Origin of the sequence: Azospirillum tabaci (assembly GCF_014596085.1) — a bacterium.
GTDB classification, from domain to species: domain Bacteria; phylum Pseudomonadota; class Alphaproteobacteria; order Azospirillales; family Azospirillaceae; genus Azospirillum; species Azospirillum tabaci.
This window is the reverse complement of sequence record NZ_JACCJY010000017.1, coordinates 98,876-119,933: the sequence shown is the minus strand read 5'-3', so window position 1 is coordinate 119,933 and position 21,058 is coordinate 98,876. Positions and strand designations below refer to the sequence as shown.

General features: G+C 69.9%; 19 protein-coding genes, 1 tRNA gene and 1 riboswitch. Of the genes, 12 read left to right on the top strand and 8 right to left on the bottom strand.

The window, feature by feature from the left end; genetic code table 11:
* The first annotated feature begins 37 nt into the window (after positions 1–37).
* Positions 38–124: transfer RNA gene (locus tag H0B54_RS16450), tRNA-Leu, on the top strand.
* 106 nt (positions 125–230) lie between these two features.
* Here the strand turns inward: H0B54_RS16450 and H0B54_RS16445 are convergent.
* Positions 231–533 carry an STAS domain-containing protein gene (locus H0B54_RS16445; protein ID WP_040138053.1) on the bottom strand — a complete coding sequence of 101 codons (303 nt, stop codon included), beginning with the start codon at positions 531–533 and terminating at the stop codon, positions 231–233.
* 292 nt (positions 534–825) lie between these two features.
* Between H0B54_RS16445 and mgtE the strand changes: the two genes are divergently transcribed.
* The 7 genes from mgtE (at position 826) to H0B54_RS16410 (ending at position 6,348) form a co-directional block, all read left to right on the top strand.
* Complete coding sequence (gene mgtE, locus H0B54_RS16440) at positions 826–2,265, top strand: magnesium transporter (RefSeq protein WP_188261220.1); 1,440 nt, start codon at positions 826–828, stop codon at positions 2,263–2,265.
* Between the two features lie 46 nt (positions 2,266–2,311).
* Positions 2,312–2,415: riboswitch (TPP riboswitch) on the top strand.
* On the top strand, positions 2,407–3,576 hold the full coding sequence (thiO, locus tag H0B54_RS16435) for a glycine oxidase ThiO (protein WP_188261219.1): 1,170 nt from the start codon (positions 2,407–2,409) through the stop codon (positions 3,574–3,576). (Overlaps the previous riboswitch by 9 nt.)
* Positions 3,573–3,782: a sulfur carrier protein ThiS gene (gene thiS / locus H0B54_RS16430; RefSeq protein WP_014199889.1), complete on the top strand. Its 210-nt coding sequence runs from the start codon at positions 3,573–3,575 to the stop codon at positions 3,780–3,782. Before thiO ends, thiS begins: the two co-directional genes overlap by 4 nt.
* 61 nt (positions 3,783–3,843) lie before the next feature.
* Positions 3,844–4,614 carry a thiazole synthase gene (gene thiG, locus H0B54_RS16425; protein WP_014199888.1) on the top strand — a complete coding sequence of 257 codons (771 nt, stop codon included), beginning with the start codon at positions 3,844–3,846 and terminating at the stop codon, positions 4,612–4,614.
* Positions 4,615–4,664: 50 nt separating this feature from the next.
* The gene (locus H0B54_RS16420) at positions 4,665–5,108 is read left to right on the top strand and encodes a PaaI family thioesterase (RefSeq protein WP_014199887.1); all 444 of its coding nucleotides are present in this window, start codon (positions 4,665–4,667) and stop codon (positions 5,106–5,108) included.
* Between the two features lie 38 nt (positions 5,109–5,146).
* Entirely contained in the window at positions 5,147–5,620 is a 474-nt protein-coding gene (locus H0B54_RS16415) for a hypothetical protein (RefSeq protein WP_188261218.1), read from the top strand.
* A gap of 29 nt (positions 5,621–5,649) precedes the next feature.
* Positions 5,650–6,348 carry an NnrU family protein gene (locus H0B54_RS16410; protein ID WP_188261217.1) on the top strand — a complete coding sequence of 233 codons (699 nt, stop codon included), beginning with the start codon at positions 5,650–5,652 and terminating at the stop codon, positions 6,346–6,348.
* 37 nt (positions 6,349–6,385) lie between these two features.
* Here H0B54_RS16410 and H0B54_RS16405 read toward each other — a convergent pair whose 3' ends face one another.
* The gene (locus H0B54_RS16405; RefSeq protein WP_188261216.1) at positions 6,386–8,497 is read right to left on the bottom strand and encodes a hypothetical protein; all 2,112 of its coding nucleotides are present in this window, start codon (positions 8,495–8,497) and stop codon (positions 6,386–6,388) included.
* Positions 8,498–8,740: 243 nt separating this feature from the next.
* Between H0B54_RS16405 and H0B54_RS16400 the strand changes: the two genes are divergently transcribed.
* Complete coding sequence (locus tag H0B54_RS16400) at positions 8,741–9,154, top strand: Rid family hydrolase (RefSeq protein WP_188261215.1); 414 nt, start codon at positions 8,741–8,743, stop codon at positions 9,152–9,154.
* A gap of 18 nt (positions 9,155–9,172) precedes the next feature.
* Here the strand turns inward: H0B54_RS16400 and H0B54_RS16395 are convergent, their stop codons facing one another.
* Positions 9,173–9,358 carry a hypothetical protein gene (locus H0B54_RS16395; protein WP_094304168.1) on the bottom strand — a complete coding sequence of 62 codons (186 nt, stop codon included), beginning with the start codon at positions 9,356–9,358 and terminating at the stop codon, positions 9,173–9,175.
* Between the two features lie 230 nt (positions 9,359–9,588).
* On the opposite strand from H0B54_RS16395, the gene H0B54_RS16390 reads away from it, so the two are divergent.
* From H0B54_RS16390 to H0B54_RS16380, 3 genes are all read left to right on the top strand, one after another.
* Positions 9,589–10,302: a response regulator gene (locus tag H0B54_RS16390; protein ID WP_094304167.1), complete on the top strand. Its 714-nt coding sequence runs from the start codon at positions 9,589–9,591 to the stop codon at positions 10,300–10,302.
* 111 nt (positions 10,303–10,413) lie between these two features.
* Entirely contained in the window at positions 10,414–11,016 is a 603-nt protein-coding gene (locus H0B54_RS16385) for a 2-hydroxychromene-2-carboxylate isomerase (protein ID WP_094304166.1), read from the top strand.
* 87 nt (positions 11,017–11,103) lie between these two features.
* Positions 11,104–12,090, top strand: a complete 987-nt coding sequence (locus H0B54_RS16380) for a potassium channel family protein (protein WP_094304164.1) — start codon at positions 11,104–11,106, stop codon at positions 12,088–12,090.
* 6 nt (positions 12,091–12,096) lie between these two features.
* Here the strand turns inward: H0B54_RS16380 and ccoG are convergent, their stop codons facing one another.
* From ccoG to H0B54_RS16355, 5 genes are all read right to left on the bottom strand, one after another.
* A complete protein-coding gene (gene ccoG, locus H0B54_RS16375) occupies positions 12,097–13,581 on the bottom strand; it encodes a cytochrome c oxidase accessory protein CcoG (RefSeq protein ID WP_188261214.1) in 1,485 nt (494 codons plus the stop codon).
* Positions 13,582–13,769: 188 nt separating this feature from the next.
* Complete coding sequence (locus H0B54_RS16370) at positions 13,770–15,236, bottom strand: aminotransferase-like domain-containing protein (RefSeq protein WP_188261213.1); 1,467 nt, start codon at positions 15,234–15,236, stop codon at positions 13,770–13,772.
* A 64-nt stretch (positions 15,237–15,300) separates the two neighbouring features.
* Entirely contained in the window at positions 15,301–16,614 is a 1,314-nt protein-coding gene (locus H0B54_RS16365) for a cytochrome P450 (RefSeq protein ID WP_188261212.1), read from the bottom strand.
* A 307-nt stretch (positions 16,615–16,921) separates the two neighbouring features.
* On the bottom strand, positions 16,922–19,729 hold the full coding sequence (gene ppc, locus H0B54_RS16360; RefSeq protein WP_188261211.1) for a phosphoenolpyruvate carboxylase: 2,808 nt from the start codon (positions 19,727–19,729) through the stop codon (positions 16,922–16,924).
* Between the two features lie 312 nt (positions 19,730–20,041).
* Entirely contained in the window at positions 20,042–20,914 is an 873-nt protein-coding gene (locus H0B54_RS16355) for an SMP-30/gluconolactonase/LRE family protein (RefSeq protein ID WP_188261210.1), read from the bottom strand.
* Positions 20,915–21,058 lie beyond the last annotated feature (144 nt).

Below are 21,058 nucleotides of genomic sequence, written 5' to 3'. Positions count from 1 at the left end.
ACGGGAGCGATCCCGCCGTCGGTTCTACCAGCCTTGTGCGGTCGTGGCGGAATTGGTAGACGCGCAGCGTTGAGGTCGCTGTGGCAGAGATGCCGTGGAAGTTCGAGTCTTCTCGACCGCACCATCCCCTCTGATCCGGGGGATCAGGCAAACAAACGAAAAGCCCGCCGGTCCGTCGGACCACAGCGGGCTTTTTCGTTTTCGGGCCAAAGCAACCAGGACGGTCCCCCTCAGCGGAACTCCACATACTGGTCGAGCGCCACGCGGCGCATGGTCTGCACGATGTAAGGCTGCGCGTTGTGCACCGTCACCAGCCCCTTTGCGTCGCGGCAGCGGTTGGCGAGGACGAACAGCATGCCGATCGCCGCGGAGTCGAGAAAAGTCAGATAGCGCAGGTCCAGCCGCACGTCGGGCCGCGCGCCGATGTCCCAGTCCGCCAGCAGGTCGTGGAACTTGCGGCTGTCGTCGTAGGTGAAACGCCCCGACAGCATGATCCCCTCCTGACCGTCGATGTCGGTGTAGGCGTACTCCATCGTCACATCCGCTGGCCGGTGGTGTCGGTTCTTCTCGGGCTGCGCGAGGTGAAAAGCCCCGCGCACATTATGGGTGCACGAATTGTGCAGCCCACGCAAGCAATTGCGCGCAGAACTGGAGGCCCCGGACCGCCGCGCTGGACAAAACGGCGGCACACCTATATTCGGTGGGCGCCCCGGCGGGAACCCGCGAGGGCTCCCCACCAACCCGCAAACGCCGGTGCGCCATGGTCGGCCGATCGCAGGACCATGCCGTCACGCCGCATTGCCATCGTGAAGGGAGGGTGCCGCCATGCACACCGACCGCCAGGAACCGGATCGTATCCAGGACGATGTGCCGCACCCGGCCGAACGCCCCGACCCGCCCCGCGAGGACGGCGAGGAGGAGCGCGCCTATGGTGTGGAGCCGGAGTTCGTGGAGGAGATCGTCGAACGGCTGCACGCTGGGCGGCGCGACGATCTGCGCGCCGAGCTGGACAGGCTGCACCCCGCCGACGTCGCGGACCTGATCGAGCAGCTCGGCCACGATGACCGGGAGGCGCTGGTCGGCATTCTGCGCCCCGACTTCGACGGCGAGGTGCTGAGCTACCTCAACCCGGATCTCCGCGAGGAGATCGTCGAGCTGTTCGAGCCGAAGGAGCTGGCCGCCGCCGTCGCGGAGCTGGACACCGACGACGCCGTCGACGTGATCGAGGATCTGGACGAGGACACCCGGCGCGAGGTTCTGGAGAATCTGCCGGCCGCCGACCGCGCGCTGGTCCAGGAGAATCTGACCTACGACGAGTATACCGCCGGCCGCCTGATGCAGCGCGATCTGGTGGCGGTGCCGCAGTTCTGGACGGTGGGCAAGACCATCGATTACGTCCGCGCCGCCACCGACGAGCTGCCGGAGGACTTCTACGACATCTTCGTCGTCGATCCGATGCACCGGGTGGTCGGCGCGGTGCCGCTGTCGCGCCTGCTGCGCCAGAAGCGGTCCGTCCGCATCGCCGATCTGGTGACGGAGGAGGTGGACACCATCCCCGCCACCATGGACCAGGAGGAGGTGGCGAACCTGTTCCGCCAATACGCCTTGGTTTCCGCCCCCGTGGTGGACGCCGGCGGGCGGCTGATCGGCGTCATCACCGTCGACGACGTGGTCCACATCATCGACGAGGAGGCCGAGGACGACATCGGCAAGCTGGGCGGCGTCGGCGACACCTCGATCTACCGCTCGGTGCTGGAAACCTCGCGCTCGCGCATTTCCTGGCTGGGCGTGAACCTGTTCACCGCCTTCGCGGCGGCGGGAGTCATCTCGCTGTTCGAGGCGACCATCGAACAGATCGTCGCGCTGGCCGTGCTGATGCCGATCACCGCCTCGATGGGCGGCAACGCCGGGACCCAGACGCTGACCGTGGCGGTGCGCGCCCTGGCGACGCGCGAGCTGTCGTCCTCCAACGCCGCCCGCGTGGTGGGGAAGGAGGTGCTGGTCGGGCTGCTCAACGGCGCCGTCTTCGCGACGCTGGTGGGGGCCATCGCCGCGACGTGGTTCGAGCCGATGATCGGCTTGGTGATCGGCTGCGCCATGGTCATCAACCTGTTCGTCGCCGGGCTGTGCGGGGTGCTGATCCCCATCGGGCTGGACCGGCTGGGCGTCGATCCGGCGGTGGCGAGTTCGGTCTTCCTGACCACCATGACCGACGTCATCGGGTTCCTGTCCTTCCTGGGGCTGGCATCGCTTTTGTTGTTGTGACCAACGAAAAGGGACTTGCCAAAGGCGGTCCTCTTCCGGATGATCCGGGCATTGGCTGGGGTGCCGTGCGGGATGAGCCCGCGCGGCTGAGATCACACCCATCGAACCTGTCTGGATAATGCCAGCGAAGGGAGCCGCCGCATGGTATCCGCGCCCTTATTCCATTCTGAATCCAAGAAGCCCTCCATCGCCGTGATCGGCGCCGGGGTGATCGGCCTGTCCATCGCCTGGAGGCTGGCCGCCGCCGGCTGTCGGGTCGAGGTCTTCGACCGCGGCGCCGCCGGCCGGGGCGCCAGCCACGCCGCGGGCGGCATGCTCGCCGCCTGCGTGGAGACCGAACCCGGTGAAGAGAGCCTTCTGCCGCTGACCCGCGCCTCGCAGGATATGTGGCCCGCCTTCGCGGCGGAGCTGGAGGCCGCCTCCGGCATGGCGGTGGACCTGCGCGGCGAAGGCACGATGGTCATCGCGCTGAACGCCGACGACGCGGCCAAGGTGCGCTTCCTGCACGACTTTCAAACCAAGCTCGGCCTGCCGGTGGAATGGCTGAGCGGGGCGGAGGTGCGGCGGCGCGAGCCCTATCTCCAGCCGGGCGTGGCCGGCGCGCTGTTCTGCGCCGGCGATCATCAGGTGGACAACCGCAAGGTCGCCGCCGCCCTGCACACCGCCACTTTGCGGGCCGGTGCCGTGGTGCACGAGTACGCCGAGGTTTCCCGCATCGAGATCCGCGGTGGCCGGGCCGTCGGCGTCCAGGTTGGCGACCGTTTGGTCGAGGCCGACCGGGTGGTTCTGGCCGCCGGGGCTTGGTCGGGCTGGATCGACGGGCTGTCCCCGACGGTGCGTCCGCCCGTGCGCCCGGTGAAGGGGCAGATGCTCTGCCTGCGCATGGACGCCCGCCTGCCGCTGCTGCGCCATGTGGTGTGGACCCCCGGCACCTACCTGATCCCGCGGCTGGACGGGCGGCTGCTGGTCGGCGCCACGACGGAGGAGCGCGGATTCGACGACCGGCTAACCGCCGGGGGCCAGTTCGCCCTGCTGGAAGGGGCGTGGCGCGCCCTGCCGGGGATCGCCGAACTGCCCATCGAGGAGGCGTGGGCCGGCTTCCGCCCCGGCACCCGCGACGACGCCCCGATCCTCGGCCTCTCGGAGGTGGAAGGTCTGGTCTACGCCACCGGGCACCACCGCAACGGCATCCTGCTGACCCCGGTCACCGCGGAGTCGATGGCGCGTCTGGTCCTGACCGGGGAGGCCGATCCGGTGATCCGCCCCTTCGCGCTCGACCGCTTCGCCCAACCGAAGGGAGCCGCGGCATGAGCGCCCGCATCCGCGTGAACGGGCGGGAGGAGGATCTCGCCGCCCCCACCGTCGCCGCTCTGCTGGCCGGGCGAGGAATCGCCGCGGGCACGCGCGGGGTTGCCGTTGCCCTCAACGGCGCCGTTCTGCCCTCCCGCCGCTGGGACGAGACGCCCCTGTCCGCGGGCGACGCCCTGGAGATCATTCGCCCCGTGCAGGGCGGTTGAGCGCAGGGCGGCTGAGCTTCCCACCCGCCGAAGCGCGGGTCCGACATCCAAGGAAACATCCATGAACGACACGCTCACCATAGCGGGCCGTGAGTTCCGCTCGCGCCTGTTTCTCGGCACCGCCGGCTACCCGAACCAGCAGGTCATGCTGGACGCGCTGGAGGCCAGCGGCAGCGAGCTGGTCACCCTGGCCATCCGGCGGATCAGCCTGGACGGCTATTCGGAGAGCCTCGTCGACGTCATCGGCGACCGCGCCGGGCTGCTGCCCAACACCGCCGGCTGCCTGACCGCCAAGGAGGCGGTGCTGACCGCCCAGCTCGCCCGCGAGGCGCTGGGCGTGGACTGGATCAAGCTGGAGGTCATCGGCGACCGCGAGCTGCTCTATCCCGACGTCGAGGAGCTGCTGCGCGCGACCGAGGAGCTGGTGGCCGACGGCTTCACCGTTCTGCCCTACTGCAACGACGATCCGGTGACCTGCCGCAAGCTGGCCGATCTGGGCGCCGCGGCGGTGATGCCGCTGGGCGCCTTCATCGGCTCTGGCCTGGGCATCCGCAACCCGCACGCCATCGAGACGATCTGCGCGCGCAGCCCGGTGCCGGTGGTCCTGGACGCCGGGATCGGCACGGCGTCGGACGCCGCCCTGGCGATGGAGCTGGGCTGCGCCGCCGTGCTGCTGAACACCGCGGTGTCGAAGGCGCGCGATCCGGTGCGCATGGCCGCGGCGATGCGCGATGCGGTGGCGGCGGGGCGGGCGGCCCGTCTGGCCGGGCGCATGCCGAAACGGGCCTTCGCGGAGGCGTCGAGCCCGCAGCTCGGCTTGATCGGAACGTAAGGCTGGCGCAGGGTAAGGGCCGCCTGAACACAATCAGAGAGACCCGAGACGTGCCCAAGACCTTCGAACCGCGCGATCCGGACTGGGAGGCGCGCTGCCGCGCCGGCTTCGAACGCCAGCCGATCTGCAAGACGCTGGGGATCGAGCTGACGCGGCTGGAGCCCGGCTTCTGCGAGATGCGCCTGCCGTTCCGTGCCGACCTGACGCAGCAGCACGGCTTCTTCCACGCGGGCATGGTCAGCACGCTGGCCGACAACGCCGGAGGCTACGCCGGATACACGCTGATGCCGGCGGGCAGCGAGGTCCTGGCGGTGGAGTTCAAGGTCAATCTGATGTCGCCGGCCAAGGGCGAGGTGATGATCGCCCGCGCCCGCGTGTTGAAGCCGGGCCGCACCCTGACCGTCACCAGCGTCGAGATTTCGATGCTCGATGGCGGGGTGGAGAAGGATTGCGCCATCATGCAGCAGACCCTGTTCTGCCAAGCCCCCGCCTGACCCACCCCAACCCCTTCCATCCGATCCAGGAGGTTCGCATGCCGCTGTCGCGTCTTTTCGGTGCCGCGTTGATCGCGAGCGCCGCCACCGTCGCCCTGGCCCAGCCGGCCTTCGCCCAGAAGAAGGAGCCGCCGGCTTGCGGTGCCGTGTCCTTCCGCGCCATCGCCCCCGGCGCGCCGGACGGCGAAACCGACGCCGGCCTCTACAAGTCCCGATTCGGCAAGATCGAGGTGAAGGCCGAGGTGAAGGGCGGGCAGGCGACCAACTACTACATGGTGCTGAACGGCAAGCGCGTCGACGCCTCGGCCAACCCGCCCAAGGCCGCCGATTCTTGCCTGAAATCCAAGAGCGTCAAGCTGCCCTACCAGAAGCAGGCGGCAGGCGCCTGCACCGGCAACCGCTTCCGTGTGGTGATCGACCGCTCTGGCAAGCAGCCGGTGGCCCTGTTCTTCGGCCTGCACGGCGACGATTGGGCCTATTGCAGCGGCACGACGCTGGACAAGGGCGCCTGACGAGAGGCTTCGCGACCGGGAGACCGCGCATGACCGGCACCATCGCCCATCTGTCCGCCGCGGGGCTGTTCCTGCTGCTGACGCATTTCGGCATTTCCAGCACGCCGCTGCGCGCCGCGCTGGTCGGACGGCTGGGCGAGAAGCCCTATCTCGGCCTCTATTCGGTGGTTTCCGCGCTGGCCTTCTGGTGGCTGGTGGCGGCCTACAACGCGGCGCCCCATGTGCCGTTGTGGCCGCCCGCCGGCGGGCTGGCCTGGGTGGCGGTCCTGCTGGTGCCGGTCGCGCTGGTCCTGCTCGTCGCCGGGCTCACCACCCCGAATCCGACCTCGGTCGGGCAGGAGACGCTGCTGACCGGAGACCGGGAGCCGGTCCGCGGCATCCTGCGGGTGACGCGGAACCCGTTCCTGTGGGGCGTCGGGCTGTGGGCGGTCGCCCATATGGTGCCGAACGGCGATCTCGCCTCGCTGATCCTGTTCGGCACCCTCGCCCTGCTGGCGCTGGGCGGCAGCGTCCTGATCGACGCGAAGCTGGCGCGGCGGCTGGGGGCGGAGTGGGACCGCTACGCCGCGCGCACCTCCAACCTGCCCTTCGCGGCGATCCTGGCCGGGCGCCAAAGCCTTGTCTGGAAGGAGATCGGCTGGTGGCGCCCGGCGGTGGCTCTGGTGGCCTATGGCGGGCTGCTGCACCTGCACCGGATGCTATTCGGCGTGTCGCCGCTGCCCTGGTGACGGTCCGTCAACCCGCCGGAGTTCAGGCCGCATCCTATCAGAAGGTCATGCCGCGCACCTGATCGCGCAGCGTGTTGCGGGCGGTCTCGGCCTCCTTGCGGGCGGTGGCCAGCTCACGGGACAGGCCGTCCAGGCGGGTTTCCTGCTCGCCCATCTTCGCGATGGTCCGCTTGAACAGATCGCTGTCGCGCGGCAGCGTGGCGAGGTTCTGGCGCAGCCGCTCCTGCTCCTTGCCGATCTCCGCCTGTTCGCGCTCCAGGTCGCCGACGCGGCGCTCCTTGTCGGCGACGGCGGCCCGCAGGGTCGCGACCTTGCCCAAGGCCTCGCGGGCCGCAGGCGGCAGCTCCGTGGAGGAGGCGTAGGCCCGCACCTGCTCCGGCGACATTTCCGAGATGCCGAAGCGTTCGATCCGCGGGCGCTCCAGCGCGACGGCCAAGGTCACCGTCTGGCCGGCGGGCACCGCCACCGGCAGGCGGTAGGCGTCGGCGGTCAGGTCCGGGGCGGCTCCGCCCGTCGCCCCGCCGGTGGGCTGCACCAGCTCCCAGCCGGAACGCCGCGGGTGCTCGACGATGACCGTGCGGTCCTCGCCCGCCGCGCCGGCGATCCGGTAGGTGGTGGTCTGGCGGTCGGTCACGGTCAGCTGCAGCACCCCGTCGGCCAGGGTGGCGCGGGACAGGGTGCGGCTCGGCTGCTCGGAGCGGTCCACCGTCACCGCCTGATCCACCGCGAAGCTGAGGATTCGGCTCTCACCCGCCGGAAGGGTGGCCAGCCGCGCGTCGCCCACATAGGCGGCGGCCCCGCCCAGCCGCTCATAGAGCGTCAGCACGCCCGGCGGCAGGCCGGTTTCGCCCGAGTCGCCGTTGCTGAGCCGCAGCGCGGCCAGCGGGTGGCGCGGCTGGGTGTTGGGCTGGTAGAGCGACAACCGCTCCGTCGGGATGGCGCGGGCGGTGATCGGCATCATCATCGTGCCGCCGTTCGCCAGGGTCACCGGCTGCGGGTAGCGGAACAGCACCTGCGCCGTCGCCTCCGTGTTCTCGGCGGGGGTGGTCTCCGCCGCGCGCTGGGGCATCGCCCCGGCGAAGGGCGCGCTCATGGCGGGAGCGGGGGCGGGCGGTGCGGCCATGGTGGTCGCGGCGCCGGACTCCGTGGCGGCGCGCGAGCGGACGGCCGGCTCCTGCGTCTTCGCCATCATGTCGGCGGCCACGGCGCCCTCGTCGGGGGGCGGCAGGACACGGCCGAGCACCTCCACCGGCACCTCCGGCCGGTTCACGAAATAGGCGGAATAAAGCGCCTGCCGGAAGGTGACCGGGTTGCCCGACGCCACCGACAGCTCCACCCCCTTCCAGTCGTCGCCGCTCAGATTCTCCAGCACGGCCCAGCCCTGCAGATCGCCGGTGCCGCCCTCGGCCCCCTTCGCCGATTCGGGCAGGGTCAGGCGGTAGGTCGCCTTCCACAGCGGGGCGGCGACCACATAGGCGACGCGCACGGTTCGCTCGGCGCCCGCGTCCGCCTGCGGGGCGGTGGTGCGGATGGTCAGGCGCCGCCGCTCCTTGCCCGCCGCACCGGCGACGGCGGCCAGGGCCGAGTCGAGCTGCGCCTGAACCCGCGGGTCGGCGAAGCGCAGGGAGTCGGTCTCCTCCAGAACGAGCTGGCGCAGCCCCTCCGCGGTCATCAGGCTGACGCGGTTGCGGGTGACGGTGCCGCCGCCGTTGGGAAGCTGGGTGTGTTCCTCCGTCACCGAGAGCAGACGGCCCGACACCGAGCGCGAGCCGCTGGTCTGCACCTCCGCCCCCTTCATGGCGTTCAGCAGGGCGGTGGGGGAGGCGAGATCCTCCGGCGTGAAGGGCAGCTCGCGGAAAGCGGTCTCCAGCGGTTCCTGCCCCGGCAGGTCCACCGTGCCGATGCCGCCGCGGTCGTCGTAGACCACGATGCTCTTCAGCACGTCGTCCACCTGATCGCGGCGCACCTCCAAGGTCAGCGCCGCGTCGCCGGAGACGCGCGCCTCATGCTCGAAGTAGCCGACGCCGCCGGTGGACAGCAGCACCCGCTTCAGCGCCAGCGCTCCCGGCGGCTGGTCCGCCGCCAGGGCGGGCGCGGCCAGCAGCGGCACGGCAAGGGTGAAGAGGGCGGCTTTCGTGATCCCGGACATGCGGGTTTCTCCCGTTATGGACGATTGGGCGTTCTTGGCCTGACTGAATGGGCCCGGCTTCCTGGCCCGGCTTACGCTTTGATTTGGGAAAGATTTGGGCAGGCGGGAAGACGCGGACCGCGCTGACATGCCGCGGCACCGCTGCCGGTCAGGGTTTGTGCGGGCTCGGCGCCCTGTGACATAAAGACGACAAATCGCCTGTGCTGACTATAGACAGAACGAACAATAAGGGGTGGGAGCGCCATGAATTCTGGCGGGAGCGAAGCCGAAGGGGTCGCCGGCGGCTGGCGGGGGGACGGAGCGCGGACCCTTGTGGCGGGCACGATGGCCGGGGCTGCGGGCGTGCCGGAACGGCGGTGGGTGTTCGTGTCCGGCGCCTCCGGCTTCGATGCGGAGCGCCGGACGATGGCCGGCGACGTGGAGGAGCAGGCGCGCCAGACCTTGCGCAACATCCGCAGGACTCTGCGGCGGTCGGAGGCGGCTTTGTCGGACGTGGTTCGGATGCGGGTCTTTCTGGCGGATGCCGCGGATTTCCCTCGGGTTCAGCCCATCCTGGCGGAGGAGTTCCGCGACCGTCCGCCCATCGGCACGACCATGGTCTGCCCGCTGGCCGACCCGCGCATGAGGATCGAGATCGAGGTCACCGCCCGCTGTTGAGCGTTTCACCTCGCAGGCTCATGGCTCGCCGACCAGCGTGCGCGCCGATTCGATGTGGCGGCGGGCCTCGCTCAACAGCGCGCGGTGCTGGGCCAACGCTTCGCGGATCGGAAGGCGGCTGTTGTAGACGCGCACCTCGTTCAGCAGGCGGTCGGCGCGATCGAGATGGGCCATCCGTTCCAGGCACTGGTCGAGCACGAGCATCGTTATTCCCCTTTGGTGCGGGCTTTTGCCTTTCGCCTCGCGGCTGAGAGGAATAAACCAACCAGTGATGACCGCGTGATTTCAGGAAATCGGCTTTTTCGTTTCGATCGTAAAGTAGGATGTTTCAGCCGATTCACCCATCGGTCGTGCGACGAGTGCCTGTTACGGGCTTGTAACCGATTGCGTGCACCCATGGCGGTGAGCTATGAAGAGGACGGGAGGTAACGGCCATGCACATTCTCGCGGTCGATGATGATGAGCCGGTGCGCGAACTTCTGGAGTCCTATCTGGCTTCGGAAGGCTACCGCGTGACCACCGCACCGGACACGGCCGCGGCGAAGAAGGCGTTGGAGAGCGATCCCGTCGATCTGGTGGTCTGCGACCTGCGGCTTCCCGACGGCGACGGGCTGGGGCTGGTCCGCCAGATCCGCACCGAATCGCACATCCCCGTCATCATCCTGTCGTCGAAGGACCAGGACGTGGACCGCATCGTCGGTCTGGAGCTGGGCGCCGACGACTATCTGACCAAGCCGTTCAACCCGCGCGAATTATTGGCCCGGATCAAGGCCGTGCTGCGCCGCGTCTCCGGCGAGGGGCGCCCCCCGCGCAGCCCCGACGACCTGCGCGCCGTCGTGCAGTTCGCCAACTGGGAACTGGACCTGACCGCCCAGCGCCTGCGCAGCCAGGACGGGCGCGAGGTGGAACTGACGAAGGCGGAGTTCGGCCTGCTGGCCGCTTTCGTGAAGCGTCCGCAGCGCGTCCTGACCCGCGACCAGCTGCTGGACCTGACCCGCGCCGACGGGGCGGAGGTGTTCGACCGCTCCATCGACGTGCTGATCCTGCGCCTGCGCCGCAAGATCGAGGCGAATCCGAAAGAGCCGCGCATCATCAAGACCGAGCGCGGCGCCGGCTACGTCTTCGACGCCAAGGTGAAGACGGTCTGACCACCCGGCGGATCATGCGGGGATCGGCTGCGGTTCGGCCGGCCGGCGGCTGGACGGAACCTTCGGCGCACGCTAGCCTTTCCGGAAAAGCAGAACCGGGAGGAACCGCTGATGGCCGACCCCATCGATTTCTATTTCGATTTCGCCTCGCCCTACGGCTATTTCGCCAGCCGCCGCATCGAGGAGCTGGCTGCGGCGCATGGCCGCACCGTCACGTGGCGCCCGATCCTGCTCGGCGCCATCTTCAAGGTGACGGGGATGAAGCCCAACCTTCAACAGCCGTTGCGCGGCGAGTATCTGGTCCATGACGTGGGCCGGATCGCCCGGCTGACCAACGCGCCCTTCACCTACCCCGACTCGGCCCCCGCCAACAGCGTCGCCGCGTCGCGCGCCTTCTACTGGCTGACCGACGAGCATCCCGAACAGGCGAAGCTGCTGGCCCGCACCCTCTACCACGCCCATTGGGGGGAGGGGCGCGACATCGGCCCCGCCGAAACGGTGGTGGAGATTGCCGGCACGCTCGGCCACGACCGGGCGGCGGTGGCCGCGGCCCTCCAGGACCAGACCGTCAAGGACCGTCTGCGGGCCGAGAACGACGCCGCGGTGGACCGCGGCGTCTTCGGGTCCCCCTTCGTCATCGTCGACGACGAGCCCTTCTGGGGCTGGGACCGGCTGGACATGGTGGACCGCTGGCTGGGCACGGGCGGCTGGTAAGCGCGTTGGGAGAGGGCGGCTGAAAGTCCTGCCATCGGGACCGTCGGTGGCGCTATAAGGTGGGCACCACCGACAACCGGTTCGCGCATGGACCAGATCCTCCCCGACCGCCGCACCAGCAAGGCCGCCGGCCCCGCCCATACGTTCCGGCCACGCGCCCGCCGCTCCTGGCTGACCGGCGCGGTATTGACCGCGCTGATGCAGGGGATGATCGCCCTCTCCATCCGCTCGGTGTCGGGCGATCTGGCCTTCGCCCTGCTGGGGTCGGTCGGCCTGGTCGTCGGAGCCTTCCACTATCTGTTTCCGGGAAGCCAGTTCTTCAGCCTGGCCTTGGCGAACTTCATCGGCGTCTACGCCTGCGTCTTCGTCTTCTTCCTGGAAAGCAACTTCCACAGCATCCCGTCGCACATCCAGGCCGCCGCCTTCGCGATCCCGCTGATCGCCTTCCTGGGGGGTGCTTGGTGGCGGGCCGCCGCGATCCGCAGCATCGTGATGTCGCGGCGCCTGCGCGACGGCGGGCATTTCGACCGCATCTTCCTGTGGATGGCGCCGGTCTGGGGCATCGGCGCGCTGACCTTCCTGCTGCCGGGGCGGGAGGTGGCGCCGGAGACGCTGACGGCGATCTTCCTGCTGTCGATGACCGCCATCGGAATCGTCGTCGCCCTGGTTGCCCGCGACATCGCCGTCTTCCTGCTCGACGCCGGGCTGCTGTTCGAGGGCTTCTTCCAGCAGGCGGCCCGGCTGGCGCTGCCGGCCTTCGCCTTCCTGACCTTCTATTCGCTGTGCATCATCATGTTCGGCGCCTTCTACACCATCCTCGACCGCTTCATGGTGGAGCCGAACTTCATCATCGACGGCGTGCGCCGTGACCTGACCTTTCCGGAGGGGCTGTACTTCTCGCTGGTGACCTTCGCCACGGTCGGCTACGGCGACATCCATCCGGTGACGGGGGCGGTGCGGCTGATCTGCGGGATCGAGATCGTGATGGGCGTCCTGCTCCTGCTGTTCGGCTTCAGCGCCATCATCGGCCACACCGCCCCGCGGGACCGCCGCGACCGCGACGGTCCATTGTAAGGCTGGTCAGGGAGCCAGGAACACCGTCTCGGCCTGATGAACCACCCCGTCCGACAGGCGGGTCAATGCGAGGGTCAACGGCATGGAGCCGGCCACGGCGGCGCCCGCCGGAGCACGGACATGGACGCGGTGGGTCTGCACCGTGTCGGGTTCGGCGCCCAGCACCGGCGCGGCGCCATTGGCAGCCCCGCCGCCGACCGCCGTCACCGTGGCGCCGCTGGGACCCGAAACGGTCAGGCGGTAGCCCTGCGGGGCGCGGGTCATGTTGGAGATCTTGACCGTGTAGCTGTTCTGGATCGCGCCGTCGGACAGGGTGACGTAGAGCGGCGCCCGGTCGCGCAGGACGGAAACGTCCACCGTCGGCTCCAGCAGCACGCCGAGCGTCATCATCCCGCCGACCACCAGCATCACCAGCGAATAGATGATGGTGCGCGGGCGGACCAGCCGGTAGGGCTCCGGCTTGCGGGCCACGGCCTTGGCCTCCTGGGCGGCCTGGGTGTCGTAGCGGATCAGCCCGCCGGGGCGCCCGATGCGGCCCATCACGTCGTCGCAGGCGTCGATGCACAGGCCGCAGCTGATGCAGTCCATCTGGAGGCCGTCGCGGATGTCGATGCCGGTCGGGCAGACCTGGACGCAGGCCTTGCAGTCAATGCAGTCGCCGAGCCCCTCGGCAGAGCGCTCCGCCCAGCTCTGCTCCTTGCGCAGCGGCGCGCGACCGTCGCCGCGCCAGTCCTGATAGGTGACGGTGAGGCTTTCATCGTCCAGCAGGGCGGCCTGGATGCGCGGCCAGGGGCAGACATAGACGCACATCTGCTCCCGCATGAAGCCGGCCATGGCGTAGGTGCAGGCGGTCATGAACAGAATCCAGCCGGTCGCCACCGGCCCCGGCTGGAAGCGCAGCAGATCCGCGACGTAGCCCGGCGCGTCCACGAAGTAGAAGAGGGCCGAGGCCCCGGTCGCCAGGGCGATCAGCAGCCAGACCGCGTGCTTGGCCGCCTTCTTGGCCAGCCAAGCGGCGTTGCGCGGACCCTTGTCCAGCCGGATGCGGGCGCCGCGGTCGCCCTCGATCCACTCCTCCACCTTCACGTAGAGGTCGGTCCACACCGTCTGCGGGCAGGTGTAGCCGCACCAGACTCGGCCGGCCAGCGCCGTCGCCAGGAACAGGCCGACCGCCGCGAGGATCATCGCGCCCGTCAGGTAGTAGATGTGCTGCGGCCAGAGTTCGAGGGCGAACAGGTAGAAGCGTTGGCTGTCCAGATCGAACAGGATCGCCTGGTTCGGCAGGCCGGCGCCGCGGTCCCAGCGCAGCCAGGGCAGCAGCATGAACAGTGCCAGCAGGCCCACCATCAGCGCCGACTTGATGCGGCGGAACCGGCCGCGCGCCGCCTTCGGGTAGATCTTCTGGTGCGGTGCGTAGAACGGAGCCGGGGTGGACGGGGCCGGAGCGGAGGGCGGTGGGGGAAGGGTGGACGAGCGGGCGAGATTCTGCATGGCGTGCCTCTGCGCAAACATCCGGACCACCCGAGCGGTGGCCTGCGGCATGGCGCCGACTGTATGCCGTCAATCGCCAAATCCGCAAGCGCGATTGAATGCATTCAATGGAGGCTATGTATGGAAAACCCCGATTCTTCGGGAGGCGATCCCTGCAATGCGACACTCTGAAGCAGGCTTTGATGGCCTCAGATGATGACTCCCGCGGTGGCGGGGGGCAGGACCAGGGCGTCGGCCAGGATCTCCAGCGCGCGGCGGGTCTCGTCGCGGTCCAGCGGGGCGCCCAGGCAGAAGCGCAGGGCCGCGGGCACGTCCGGGGTGGTGGCGAAGGCCTCCGCGGCCACCGCGGAAATGCCCCGGCTGCGCAGATGGGCGGTGAACTCCCCACCGGTCCAGCCGTCCGGCAGGCTTAGCCAGAGATGGAAGGCCTCGCGCTTGGTGACGATCCGCTCCGCCGGCAGGAGCGATTCGGCCAGCGCCCGGCGGGCCATGGCCTCCCCCCGGATTGCGTCGCGCACCGCCTCCGCGGTGCCGTCGGCGATCCACAGCCGGGCGATGGCGGCGGACAGGGGGGCGGCGATCAGCGTGGTCGCCCGTTGCGCGACCGCCACCCGGCGCGCCTGCCGGGCATCGGGCGCCGCCACATAGGCGATGCGCAGCGCCGGGGACACGCATTTGGCAAGCCCGGCGACATGGTAGGTGAGTTCCGGCGCGAAGGCGGCGAGCGGCGGCGGCGCCGTTTCCGGCAGCGGGCCGTAGATGTCGTCCTCGATGATCGGAACGCCGTGCTCGCGCGCCGCCGCGGCGACCGCCCGCCGCCGCTCCTCGGGCATGGTCGCGGTGGTCGGGTTGTGAAAGGTCGGGATGCAGTAGAGCGCCTTGGGCCGGTGCTCGGCCAGCGCGGCGCGTAGGGCGTCCGGGTCGAGGCCGTCCGCGTCCATCGGAACGCCGACCACCCGCAGCCCGAGCTGGGCCGCGGCGGCGCGGAAGCCGGGATAGGTCAGCGCCTCCGCGCAGACCGTGTCGCCGGGGCGGGCCAGGGCGGAGAGCAGGGCGAGCAGGGCGGCCTGCGTGCCGGGCGCCACCAGCACCCGCTCCGCCGTCAGGCCGGGCAGACGGTGGCGCAGCCAATGGACCGCCGCCTCCCGGTCGTCCGGGCTGTCGGCCCCGTCCGGATAGCGCAGCAGGTCCGGCAGCCCGAGAGCCGCTGTGGCCGCGGCGATCCCGCGATTCATGCGTGCGGTCAGGGCGACGGAATCCCCCGGTTGCGGCGGTTGGTTCATCGCCATGCTGACGGCCAGCGGCACCGTTCCCGCGGTGGAGTGCGGCTCCGCGGCGAAGGGCGGGGGAACATGGCCCGTCTTGCGCACGAAAGTGCCTTGCCCGACCCGCGCGTCCACCAGCCCGCGGTGGCGCGCCTCTCCATAGGCGCGGCTGACGGTGGTGAAATCGATGCCCAGCCGGTCGGCCAGAATCCGCTGCGGCGGCAGCCGGTCGCCGGGCCTCAGCCGCCCCGCCCCGATGTCCGCCGCGATGGCGTCCGCGATGGCGACGTAGACGGGCCGGCTGCGGTCCTCCAGGGAAGGCACCCAGTCGATCGCTTGGGTGAGTGCCTGCGAGGGTGCTTGAGCGGCGGGGGCGGGGAGCGGCGGCATGATGATCCTTGCAGGGAGCCGGGGCGCTCCCTTACAGACATAAGACCCCGGATTGTATGGATTGTCAATGTGCGCGTCGGGAAAGCGCAACCGGCTGGTCCAACACCGCATCCGCTCTGCGGCGCGGCTCCACATGCTCGATGACGAAGCGACTGCGCGGCACCGCCGGCATGCGCGAGAGGTCCAGCGCCAAGTCCTGTGCCGGCACGGTGTAGCGCATCTCGCGGTTCAGCAGGCGCACCGCCGTCTTCACGACCTCGATGGTGATCCATTCCCCGGCGCAGCGATGACCGCGAAGATGGGGTCCGCCCCCCTGCGGGATGAGGGCGAAGGCACCCGGCTCCCGCCCGCGGAATCGCTCGGGCCGGAACCGCTCGGGATCGTTCCAGATCCGCGGATCGTGGCAGGTGCCATACAAATCCAGCAGCACCCAGGTCCCTTCCGCGAAGCGGTGCCCGCGCCACTCGAAGGGCATGCGCACGCGCCCCCCGACCAGCGGGAAGAACGGGTAGAAGCGCCGGACCTCCTGGACGAAACGCTCAAGCTCCTCGGGGCTGGCGTCCTGGAGTGCCGTTCGTTGCTCCGGATGCTCGTGCAGGGCCATGGCGGCGAAGACCACATACTGGGCGATGGCCACCACCGGACGGAGGATGTTGATGAGTTCGACCGCCGTCGTCGTCGTGTCCAGAAGGCTCCCGTCCGGATCGCGGTGGGTCGCGATGACGTTCAGGGCGCGCCCCTCAATGCCACCCTCCACCATGCCCGGCCGCCCGGCGCGGGCGTCTTCGATCAGGCCGCGCGCCCAGCGTTCGGTGCGGGTGCGCAGCAACAGGCCGCGCCAATTGCGCGGGCCGACCGCACCGGCCCCGTCGATCATCGCGGCGAACTCCGCGGTCCGCCGGCCGCCCTCCTCCCCGGTCAGGGGCACTCCGGCCCAGCGGCAGACGGCCCGGCAGAGGATCCCCCGCACGGCGTCGAGGAGAACGACCCGTGCCGCCGTCTCCCAACCCGGCAGGCCGGCGCGCCATTCCGTGGCGACCTCCGCGCAGAGGCGGCGGATGTTTTCCGGCTCCATCAGCGTCATCAGCATCCGCTTGCGCCAGCGGTGCGCCTCGCCGTCCAACGTCTGCGCGGCTCCGCGGTCCTGCAGAAGCATCAGCGTGGTGATGGGCATGGCGCCCTTCCGGGTGAAGCGGTCCGGTTCGTAGAACATACCGGCGGCCTCCTCTCCCATCACGCAGATGGCCTTCCGGAGCATGAGGCGGGTTTCGAAGATGTCGGTGCCGTGGCGCTCGCAGCGGTTCATCACGAAGCGGTAACCCTCCGACAGCAGGGCCAGCGTGCTGTCCGGACTGGCGTCGCGCGGGATCGGATGCATGGAACCTCCTTTCCTCCCACCAGGGACAACAGGCTCCACAGTCAAAGCGTGCGCAGAAAAAAGGCCACCGGGGTGGTCCCCGATGGCCTTCGAGTCTAGGGAGGAAACGTCCAGGACGTCGCGCCAGCCGCCGCAGTGGCGGCCCACAACGCTTGAACACGAGAAGAAACATACTAGTATATTACTATGGAAGCAAGCGGGAAATCGGGAGTGGCAGTCCATTTTCCATGCCGCCCTTCGATTTCGCCGTCCCCGTCAGCCGCCCCCCATCCCGCCGGCGTGACGGGATGGGGCGCCGCCTGGTGGGTCAGCCGCTGTTGCGCAGGCCGGCGGCGACGCCGTTGATCGACATCAGGATGCCGCGCCGCACCCGCTCGTCGCTGCTGCCGGCGCGGTGACGCCGCAGAAGCTCGACCTGCACGTGGTTCAGCGGGTCCATGTAGGGGAAGCGGTTGCGGATCGACCGCGCCAGCAGCGGGTTCTCGCCTAGCAGCTCGTCATGGCCGGCGATGGCCAGCAGATGGCGCCGGGTGCGCTGCCACTCCTCGCGGATGCGGCCGAAGATGCGCTCGCGCAGCTCGACGTCCTCCACCAGCTCCGCGTAGCGCGAGGCGATGGCGAGGTCGCTCTTGGCCAGCACCATGTCCATGTTGGACAGCAGCGACTTGAAGAAGGGCCAGGCGCGGTTCATGCGCTGGAGCAGGGCGAGCCCGTCCGGTTCCTCCTTCAGCCAGGCCTCCACGGCGCTGCCGAAGCCGTACCAGCCCGGCAGCATCAGGCGGCACTGCGCCCAGGAGAAGACCCAGGGAATGGCGCGCAGGTCCTCGATGCGGTCCGACTTGGTGCGCGAGGCCGGGCGACTGCCGATGTTCAGCGTGGCGATTTCCGAGATCGGCGTGGCCGTGCGGAAATACTGGGTGAAGCCCGGCGTCTCGTAGACCAGCCCGCGGTAAGCGCCGAAGGCCAGCTCCGACAGCCGTTCCATCGCCGCGTAGAAGGACTCCGCCGGCTCGACGCGGTTCTCCAGGTCGAGCAGGGTGGCTTCCAGAGTCGCCGCGGTCAGGACCTCCAGGTTGCGCTGCCCGACCTCGGGGCGGCCGTACTTCGAGGCGATGACCTCGCCCTGCTCGGTGATGCGGATCTGGCCGGACACCGCGCCGGTCGGCTGGGCCAGGATGGCCTGATAGCTGGGGCCGCCGCCGCGGCCGACCGAGCCGCCCCGGCCGTGGAACAGCCGCATGCGCACGCCGTGGCGGTCGAACAGCTTCGCCAGCTCGATCTCCGCCTTGTACAGCTCCCAGCCGGAGGTCAGGAAGCCTCCGTCCTTGTTGCTGTCCGAATAGCCGAGCATCACCTCCTGCTCGTCCCCGCGCGAGGTGACCAGGGCGCGGTAGGCGGGCAGGGTGAACAGCCGCTCCATGGTCGCCGGGGCCTGCCGGAGATCCTCGATGGTCTCGAACAGCGGGACGATGTTGAGGCCGAGCGCCGGCTCGCCGCCCGCCCCCGGGCGCAGCAGGCCGGATTCCTTGAGCAGCAGCGCCACCTCCAGCAGGTCGGACGCGCCGTCCGTCTTGGAGATGATGCTGTTCGGCAGAGCGGCGGGCCCGTAGGTCTCGCGCAGCTGGCGGGCGGCGAAGAAGATCGCCAGTTCGCCCGCCGTCTCCTCCGAATAATCGTGGTAGGGCGAGTGGAGCGGGCGCGGGCTCTGGATTTCCTCGGCCAGCAGGGCGATGCGCTCGTCCTCCGACAGGGCGGCGTAGTCGGCGCAGCGGCCAGCGACGGCCAGCAGCTCCGCCACCGTGCGCTGGTGCACGTCGGAGTTCTGACGCAGATCGATCGGCGCCAGATGGAAGCCGAAGGTCTTCACCGCGATGATCAGGCGGCGCAGCCGCCCGGCGGCCAGACGGCCCGCCCCGTGGGCCTTCAGCGAGGCGGCCAGCACCTCCAGATCGGCCAGCAGTTCGCCGCTGGTGGCGTAGGGATCGCCCTTGCCGACCGCATTGCGCAGCGCCTCATGCTGGTCGAGCGTGCGCAGCGTGGTCGCCAGACGGGCGTAGATGCCGGTCAGGGCGCGGCGGAACGGCTCGTCGGCGCGGTGCGGAGAATGGTCGGGGGAGCGCTTGGCCAGTTCCTCCAGCTCCGGCGAGGTGCCGAGCAGCAGCTCGGACAGCGGCAGCTCCCCGCCCAGCTCGTGGATCTCGGTCAGGTAGTGGTCGAGCGCGGCGGTCGATTGCAGCCGCATCGCCTCGCGCAGGATCGGCGCGGTGACGAAGGGGTTGCCGTCGCGGTCGCCGCCGATCCAGGACCCGATGCGGAAATAGGGCGGCAGCGACCATTCCCGGTCGGGGAAGCGCTTGGCCAGCAGATCCTCGAAGCGGCAGAACAGCTTGGGAAGCTCGGCGAAGAAGGTGTCGGTGTAGTAGGAGATGCCGTTCTTCACCTCGTCGATCACGGCGAGGCGCTGCGGGCGCAGCATGCGGGTGCGCCACAGGGTCAGGATGGCCTCCTGGAGCGCGTCCATGTTGGCCTCCGCCTCCTCCGGCGTCAGGCGCGAGCGGTCGCGGGTGTCCAGCAGGGACGCCACCTTGTGCTCCAGCGCCAGGATGCTCTTGCGCTGGACCTCGGTCGGGTGGGCGGTCAGCACCGGACTGACCTGGGCGATTCCCAGCACGCCGGCCAGACGGTCCGCCTTGATCCCGGCGGCCTCCAGCCGGTCCAGCGCGTAGGGCAGGGTGCCCTCCCGCGGCGGCGAGCCGGCGATGGCGTGGTCGCGGGTGCGGCGGATGTGGTGCTGGTCCTCGGCGATGTTGGCGAGGTGCAGGAAGTAGGAGAAGGCGCGCACCACAGACATCATCGTGTCGCGCGGCAGGCCGTTCAGGATCTCGGCCATCTCGCGGCGGGCGGAGTCGTCGTCGTCGCGGTTGAAGCGGACCGACGCCTGGCGCACGCTCTCGATGACGCCATAGACGCCGTCGCCCTCCTGCTCGCGCACCGTGTCGCCGAGCAGGCGGCCGAGCAGGCGGATGTCCTCGCGCAGCGGAAAATCCTTGTCGTCGGTGCCGGTTTCGGCGTCGGTGACCGGAGCGGTGGGGCGGAGGGCGGCGTCGGTGGTCATCGTGGGTCGCTCCGGCTGTGCGAAGGTGGAACCGTCGAGGAAGGATATGCTTGCAACTGTAAAGCAGTTTGCTGCACCTGCTAAAGCCCTTTTTCCCTTGTGGGAGAACGGCTTCGGCATGGTTGCGGACGCCGCCGCCCCGGTGGCGCCGGTTGCGTTGCGGTGTCCGCACAGATCTATCACTTGGCGGTGGGCCTCGCCACGGCGGCGGGCGTTCCTTCCGCCATGCGGTGACGGCTGCTGTTCAGCGGCTTAGTTATACTAGTATATCAAATCCGCTGGCAAGACTTGCGCCCGAGACTTGCCGCTTGGTCAGGGCGTGCCGAACCGTCCCGGCGGCAGCCCGACGACGCCGGGCGTGCAGGCGAACAGCGCGCCGGCCAGCGGTTCCCCGGCCGGCGCATCCTGGCCGGCGGTGGTGATGAACAGCTGGTCCAGGCCCGGCCCGCCGAAGGCGCAGGAGGTGACGTTGGACACCGGCAGCCGCACCACCCGATCCAGCGTCCCGTCCGGCCGGAAGCGGCTGACCCGTCCACCGCTCCAGTGGGCGACCCAGAGATGCCCCTCGGCGTCGCAGGTCATGCCGTCGGGGTAGCCGTCCTCCTCGCCGAAGCGGATGTGGGCGCGCTTGCCGGAGAGGGCGCCGTCCGCGGCCAGGGCGAAGGCGTAGATGGTCCGGCGCGGGCTGTCGGTGTGGTAGAGCGTCCGCCCGTCCGGGGACAAGGCGGGGCCGTTGCTGACCGTGTAGCCCTCGTCCACCCGTTCCACGGAACCGTCCGGGTCGACGCGGTACAGCGCGCCGGAGGCGTCCTGCTCCGCGTCGTCCATGCTGCCCACCCACAGCCGCCCTGCCGTGTCGGCCGCGGCGTCGTTCAGCCGGTTGCCGGGGGCATCCTCCTCCAGCCGCAGCACCTCGGGTTCCACCGAGAGCCGGTCGCCGTCCAGCGTCAGGCCGACCAGCCGGCGCGAGCGCAGACCGGCGACGAAGCCGGCGCCGTCTGCCCGTTCGACCAGCCAGCAGGCGGCCTCCTCCAGCGGCCAGTCGCGGCCCCGGCCGTCGGCGGGGGTGTAGCGCAGCAGGCGCGCGCCGCGGATGTCCACGGCGAACAGGGCGTTGCGCGACGGCGACCAGACCGGCCCCTCGCCGAGCGCCGCACCCGCCTCCCAGACACAATGAGCGTCCATGGTCCAGGTCTCCTTCGTTGGCTCTCGATTTCAACGGCTCGTGACGGATGCCGCGGGTCTTTTCGTCACAGGTGCAGTGTGGCTTTCGCGGCAAGTCTTTTGCAGCGTTCCGGCGCGGGAAGTGGCAAAAAGAGCGCGTGGCGT